Genomic DNA, 5,876 nt, shown 5'->3' with positions numbered 1-5,876 from the left:
ATGACGGCCGCTGCGGTCGTTTGTTTTTCATCCGGGGGACAAGAACCTCCAAAGCCTCCAGCCGGAGCAACAAGCCGGGCCGCTGGTCCGCCGCCCTTTTCAACCGCGCCTGCTGGCGGGAAATGGTGTCGTCGCGCTCGGCCAGGGCCTGTTCGGCCCGGCGCAGCCGCGTGATGTCGAGCCGGTTCGAGGAACCGACCATGTGCGACAGCATGTGGACCTCGCCGAACACTTGCTGTGCCAGCACGACATCGGTCGCAGGGTGGGTCAGCACGGCCCAATAGGCACCGGGGATGTCGCCCTGCTCGAAGGACTGGAGCCAGAGCCGGCGGACCTCCTCAGCCGTGGCAGCCTTGGCGAAGCGGCGGACCGCCGTGTCATGGTGCCGATCCAGCGTCTTGTGCAGCAGCTTGCCGGCCGTGCCGCGTTGCCCGGCCAACTGGACGCCACGACCATGCAGGGTGTGATCGGTTGCGGTGCGGGCGTCGGCATCACCCAGCTTGACGAAGAGTTGGCGCAGTTCGCCGGTGCTCAGGCAGGTGCCGATGACGGAGCAATGCAGGTTCGGCGCAATGTCCCAGATGCGGGCTCGGCGCGTGCCGGTGGGTGGCTCCGGATCGGGAATGGCGGCGGCCCATTCGTCATGAAGCAGTGCGCCGACCGCGCCGGCGGCGGACCTGCGAAGAACCGGGAGATGGACCATCGGGATGCCCGCACCTCTGTATTCAGCTGAATATAACGTATCAGGTTCGGCGAGGATCGGGCAATCATCCTGTTGCATGACCGCGGAAGCGGAAGTCGGGTTGGGTCGTCAATCGACGGCCCCCTTGAGCTGGCCGTCTTCGGCGGCATCGGCTTGCCACCGATCCAAGAAGGTGGATGGGCCGTCCACCGCATCGCCTCAGGCTCCGATTGCCGGTCGCCGGAAGCGGCCTGACCACCGTTTCCGACAAACTTGAGGCGGTGCTGAGGGGACTGGGCTGGTCCTTGGTGCGGGTATGGTCGACAGAGTGGTGGATCGATCCGGAAGAGGGCGCTGGACCGGCTCGACGCCGCACTGAAGGAGTCCTTGGAACGGTCGCGGCGCCGGTGATGGCGGAGGCGCCGGATGTGGTGCTCGATCTGGACGCGGATGGAGAGGATGGAGCCGACGAGGACATCGCCCTGCCCGAGCCGTCGGCCGCCATTCGCGGCTGCATCGATGTCGACGATCCGCTGACGGGGGCGGCGCGACAGTTCGGCATCAGAAGGCTGAATTCAGCGGCACGGGACCGGCTGAAGATGGCGAAACCGCTTGAGGGGGTAGGACCAGGCCAGCGTTCCGTCCTCATGCCTCCGTGCACCGGAGCCGCGCTCGATGGCGAAAAGCGTAACGGGTCCCATCACGTCGATGATGTGGTCGATGACTGTTCGTCCCCCAATTCGAAGCGATAGCGGAAGTCGCAATGGTCGGCGCCCTGCATGATGGTCTGCGTCCGCTCCATCTTGATGCGCGGGTCGTAGCCGGTGCAGAAGGCGGCGTCGCGGTTGCAGGACAGCAGATGTCCGACCGACCCCAGGCCCATCTCCCGGTACATCTCGGCGTAGCGGCAGCGCGTGACGTTGTAGTCGAAATGCGTGTCGTCCTGCCGCTTCACCTCCAGCCGCAGCGCGTCGTCCTTGGTCCACAAGGGCTGGAGATCGGCGAAGCTCTTCAGGCTGGTGCCCTCCGGCTCGGTCGCTGCGAAGGATTTGGCGGCGGCCAGGGCCGCCTTGGTGATCGCCGCGCCCAGGATCTCCTGCGCGGTGGCCTCGCCCAGCCGGGCGGCCATCTCCTCATAGACCGGCTTCAGGATTTCCGCCTCGATGCGGCGGCGTTCGAGGATGCCCATGGTCTGGGTCATGACTGGCTTCCTTCCATCAGGTGGCGTCAATCGGCTTTCAATGGGTATGGCCGCCGAGATAGGCTTCGGCGATGCGCGGGTCGTTCCGCAACCGGTCGGCCGGACCGGCCAGCACGATGCGGCCATCCTCCAAGACCGCGGCGTGGTCGGCGATGCGCAGGGCGGCGCGGGCATTCTGTTCGACCAGCAGGATCGACACCCCTTCGGCCCGGATGCGGCCGATCAGGTCGAAGATTTGTGCCACGATCTTCGGCGCCAGCCCCAGCGACGGCTCGTCGAGCAGAAGCAGGCTCGGCCGGCGCATCAGGGCACGGGCGATGCACAGCATCTGCTGCTCGCCGCCGGACAGCGATCCGGCATTCTGGCGCAGGCGCTCGCTCAGGATCGGGAACATCGCCAGCACGCGGTTGAGTTCACCCAGCCCGACATCGCCGCCGCCCAGCACCAGATTCTCGCGGACATTCATGTTGGAGAAGATCTGCCGTCCTTCCGGCGCCTGCGACAGGCCGAGCTGGACGATGCGGTGGGCCGGCATGTTGACAATCGGCTGGCCGCGGAAGGAGATGGTCCCTTGGCGAGCCCGGTAGATGCCGGAGACGGTGCGCATCAGCGTGGTCTTGCCGACGCCGTTGGAGCCGAGCACGGCGACGATGGCGCCCGGGGCCACATCCAGCCGGACGCCGTGCAGGATCTCCTGCGGTCCCATGGCGACATGCAGGTCTGCGATGGAAAGCAGCGGCGTGGTCATTCATCCACCCCAAGATAGGCTTCGAGGACGGCGGCATCGGTGCGGATGACGTCCGGCGTGCCGTCGGCGATCTTGCGGCCGGAGGCGAGAACCAAGATGCGCTGGCAGATGCCCATGACCAGCGTCATGTCATGTTCGACCAGCATGATCGTCAGTCCCTGTCCGTGCAGCCGCTTGATGAAGGCGGCCAGATCGCGCGTTTCGGTGTCGTTCAGCCCGGCCGCCGGCTCGTCCAGGATCAGGAAACGCGGCCGCATGGCGAGGGCGCGGGCGATCTCCAGATATTTGCGCTGGCCGTAGGGCAGGTTGGCCGCCAGTTCCGCCGCCACATGGGTCAGGCCGACCGCCTCCAGCGCTTCCCAGGTGCGGCGGCTGATCTCGGCGGAGCGGTCGCGGCCGCGCTTGTGGAGCCCGCCGAACAGGGCGCCGAAGGCCCCTTGCGGCAGCGCGCCGACGGCGCCGACCGACACGTTGTCGAAGACCGACATGTTGGGGAAGACGCGCAGGTTCTGGAAGGTGCGGCTGATGCCCAGCCGCGCCACCTGATTGGGCTTCAGCCCGCTGATGGTCCTGCCGGCGAAGGCGACGGTGCCGGCGGACAGCGGGGTGAAGCCGGAAATCAGGTTGAACAACGTGGTCTTGCCGGCGCCGTTCGGTCCGATCAGGCCGACCAGCTCGCCTTCGTCGACATGGGCGGTGACGTCGCCGACCGCCTGCACGCCGCCGAAGCGGCGGCCGACATTGCGGATTTCGAGAAGATGGGTCATCGCCAGCCGATCCCTTCGCCTTTACCGGTGCTGCGCCACGCCGCCCCCAGCTGCCGACGAACGAGACGCAGGGCGGAGACCTCGCCCAGCAGGCCCTTCGGCAGCAGCAGGATGGAGAGGAACATCACCAGCCCGACCATGATGTTGCGGAAATCGCCCAGGCCCCTCAGCCCTTCCGGCAGCAGGATCAGCAGCAGCGCGCCGATGACCGCCCCCGGCAGGCTGCCCAGGCCGCCGACCACCACCATCGCCAGGATCAGGATGGATTCGGAGAATTTGAAATCGCCCGGCGAGATGTAGCCGGTCATGTGCGCCCACAGGCTGCCGGCGATCCCGGCGAAGAAGGCCGACAGAGTGAAGGCTTCCATCTTCAGCCGGACGGTGCTGACGCCCATGGCGTCGGCGCACTGGTCGTCCTCGCGGATCGAGCGCAGGGCGTTGCCGTAATAGGAATGGCTGAGCCGGCCGATGGCGACGACCGACAACGTCACCACCGCCGCCACCGTGTAATAGGCGGCGAGGCGGCCGGACAGGCTGAAGCCGAACAGCTCGAACCCCTTGGAGACGATGATGCCGTTGGGTCCCTTGGTGAAGTCCACCCAGTTCAGCATGACCAGATACAGCATCTGGCCGATGGCCAGCGTCGCCACGGCGAAATAGATGCTGACCAGCCGCATCGTCGGCAGCGCCACCAGGAAGGCGACCAGCGCCGCGACCAGACCGGACAGCGGCAGCGTGACGGTGAAGCCCAGCCCCAGCTTTGAGGTCAGCAGCGCCGCGGTGTAGGCGCCGACGCCGTAGAAGGCGGCATGCCCCAGATGGAGCAGCCCGGCCACCCCCGTCACCAGATGCATGGAGGCCGACAGCAGGACGAAGATCAGCGCCAGGTTGGCGATCTGGTAGAAATAGCCCTTGTCGAAACCGGCCAGCAGCGCTGGAAGTGCGGCGAAGACCAGCAGCAGGATCAGCGCCGGAACCAGCAGGCCCCGGCGCCGGGTCAGGCCATCGGTTGGCGCGGTGGTCTCAAACACGTTCACGGCGCGCTCCGAACAAGCCGTTGGGGAAGAAGATCAGGGTCAGGATCAGGAAGCCGTAGGCCACCATGTCCGACCAGCCCGACGAGACGAAGGTCGTCGCCATGCTTTCCGAAATGCCGAGGATCAGCGCGCAGATCACGGCACCGGGGATGGAGGACAGGCCGCCCATCACCATGGCGACGAAGGCCTTGATGCCGGGCGTGAAGCCCATGGCCGGGAAGATCGCGCCATAATAGAGCCCCATCAGGATGCCGGCCGCCGCCCCCATCATCGATCCGACGACGAAGGTGGTGATGATGGTGCGATCCGTGTCGATGCCGACATATTTGGCGCCGAGCGGGTTGTTGGACACCGCGCGGATCGCCAGCCCGACACGGGTGCGCGTCAGCAGATACTGCAGGCCGATCAGCATGGCGGCGGCGACGCCGAAGATGATGAAGTCGCCGGTCACCAGGATCACCGGGCCGACCCGCACCGGCGTGTTGATCAGGTACTCGAAGGGGACGGAGCGCATCTGCGATCCGAAGACGATCTCCAGCGCCTCGCGCACCACGATGGACACCGCCAGCGAGGAGAGCAGGGTCGATTCCCGCATCGCCCGCGATTTCAGCGACGCCTCGTCGGTGAAGCGGCGGAACGGCTTGAAGGCCAGCCGCTCCAGCGAGAAGCCTGCAAGTGCCCCGATTGCCAGCGCGCCCAGGATCACCGCCACGATGGGCGGCGCCGCGGCCGAGATCAGCACCAGCCCGGCGAAGGCGCCCAGCGTGTAGATCTCGCCATGGGCGAAGTTGACGACGTTCAGCACGCCGAAGATCAGCGTGAAGCCGATCGCCATCAGCGCGTAGGTCATGCCCAGCGACAGGCCGATGGCGAGCTGCTGGAGATAATAGGGATCGAACATGCGGGCTCTGTCGCTGGGGAAAGGGGCGCTGGGATCGGTTGCCGGGATCTTTACTCGGCGACCGGAACGAAGGCGCCGCCCTTGACCTCGACCTTCACCAGTTCCTTCTCGGCCTCACGGTCGGCACTGAAGCTGGTCTTGCCGGTGACGCCGGGGAAGTCCCTGGTCTGGGCCAGCGCGTCGCGCACCTTCTCGCGGGTCGGGTTGGGCGACGCCTTCTCCACCGCCGCCAGCATGATGCGGACCGCGTCATAGGCCTGGGCCGGGAACTGGCCGGGCACTGCACCGTCGGAGCGCTTCTTCCACTCGTCGACGAAATGCTGGACGTTCGGCGACGGGTCGGTCGGCAGGAAGTTGGAGGTCAGATGCACGCCCTCCGCCGCTCCGCCGGCCAGCTCGATCAGCTTCGGGCTGTAGGCCGCCGAGGTCGAATAGACCGGCGTCTTGATGCCGAGCTGCTGCAGCTGCTTCAGGAACTGCGCGCCATCCTCATAGAAGAAGCCGGTGTAGATCGCGTCGGGCTTCGCCCGCTCGATCTGC

At 66.6% G+C, this 5,876-nt stretch carries 7 protein-coding genes and 1 pseudogene; 1 reads left to right on the top strand and 7 read right to left on the bottom strand.

Annotation, left to right across the window (positions count from 1 at the left end; translation table 11 throughout):
- Nucleotides 1-781: pseudogene (locus I71_RS08555) on the bottom strand (hypothetical protein); the annotation flags it as partial.
- 98 nt (nt 782-879) lie between these two features.
- Here I71_RS08555 and I71_RS37240 point away from each other — a divergent pair.
- Entirely contained in the window at nt 880-1,434 is a 555-nt protein-coding gene (locus I71_RS37240) for a hypothetical protein (RefSeq protein ID WP_148294189.1), read from the top strand.
- Here I71_RS37240 and I71_RS08550 read toward each other — a convergent pair.
- The 6 genes from I71_RS08550 to I71_RS08525 form a co-directional block, all read right to left on the bottom strand.
- Nucleotides 1,383-1,883 carry an L-2-amino-thiazoline-4-carboxylic acid hydrolase gene (locus tag I71_RS08550; RefSeq protein WP_042693844.1) on the bottom strand — a complete coding sequence of 167 codons (501 nt, stop codon included), beginning with the start codon at nt 1,881-1,883 and terminating at the stop codon, nt 1,383-1,385. The two genes, I71_RS37240 and I71_RS08550, sit on opposite strands and share 52 nt — an antisense overlap.
- Before the next feature lie 37 nt (nt 1,884-1,920).
- Nucleotides 1,921-2,631, bottom strand: a complete 711-nt coding sequence (locus I71_RS08545; protein WP_042693842.1) for an ABC transporter ATP-binding protein — start codon at nt 2,629-2,631, stop codon at nt 1,921-1,923.
- Entirely contained in the window at nt 2,628-3,398 is a 771-nt protein-coding gene (locus I71_RS08540) for an ABC transporter ATP-binding protein (protein WP_042693840.1), read from the bottom strand. The genes I71_RS08545 and I71_RS08540 overlap by 4 nt, the downstream gene beginning before the upstream one ends.
- Nucleotides 3,395-4,435 carry a branched-chain amino acid ABC transporter permease gene (locus I71_RS08535; RefSeq protein ID WP_199902136.1) on the bottom strand — a complete coding sequence of 347 codons (1,041 nt, stop codon included), beginning with the start codon at nt 4,433-4,435 and terminating at the stop codon, nt 3,395-3,397. Before I71_RS08535 ends, I71_RS08540 begins: the two co-directional genes overlap by 4 nt.
- Nucleotides 4,422-5,336 (bottom strand): branched-chain amino acid ABC transporter permease, encoded by a 915-nt coding sequence (locus I71_RS08530; RefSeq protein WP_042693838.1) that lies wholly within the window; start codon nt 5,334-5,336, stop codon nt 4,422-4,424. The genes I71_RS08535 and I71_RS08530 overlap by 14 nt, the downstream gene beginning before the upstream one ends.
- A 50-nt stretch (nt 5,337-5,386) precedes the next feature.
- Nucleotides 5,387-5,876, bottom strand: a 490-nt coding sequence (locus I71_RS08525) for an ABC transporter substrate-binding protein (RefSeq protein WP_042693837.1), incomplete at its 5' end; no start/stop codon positions are given.

Origin of the sequence: Azospirillum sp. B506 (genome assembly GCF_000333595.1) — a bacterium.
Taxonomy (GTDB): Bacteria; Pseudomonadota; Alphaproteobacteria; order Azospirillales; family Azospirillaceae; genus Azospirillum.
The sequence above is the reverse complement of the archived record's forward strand: the minus strand, read 5'-3'. Positions and strand labels throughout refer to the sequence as shown.

Bases quoted from the DNA above. Each gene is read 5' to 3' on its own strand.
- I71_RS37240 (WP_148294189.1), top strand. From the start codon at position 880: ATGGGCCGTCCACCGCATCGCCTCAGGCTCCGATTGCCGGTCGCCGGA.
- I71_RS08550 (WP_042693844.1), bottom strand. From the start codon at position 1,883: ATGACCCAGACCATGGGCATCCTCGAACGCCGCCGCATCGAGGCGGAA.
- I71_RS08545 (WP_042693842.1), bottom strand. From the start codon at position 2,631: ATGACCACGCCGCTGCTTTCCATCGCAGACCTGCATGTCGCCATGGGA.
- I71_RS08540 (WP_042693840.1), bottom strand. From the start codon at position 3,398: ATGACCCATCTTCTCGAAATCCGCAATGTCGGCCGCCGCTTCGGCGGC.
- I71_RS08530 (WP_042693838.1), bottom strand. From the start codon at position 5,336: ATGTTCGATCCCTATTATCTCCAGCAGCTCGCCATCGGCCTGTCGCTG.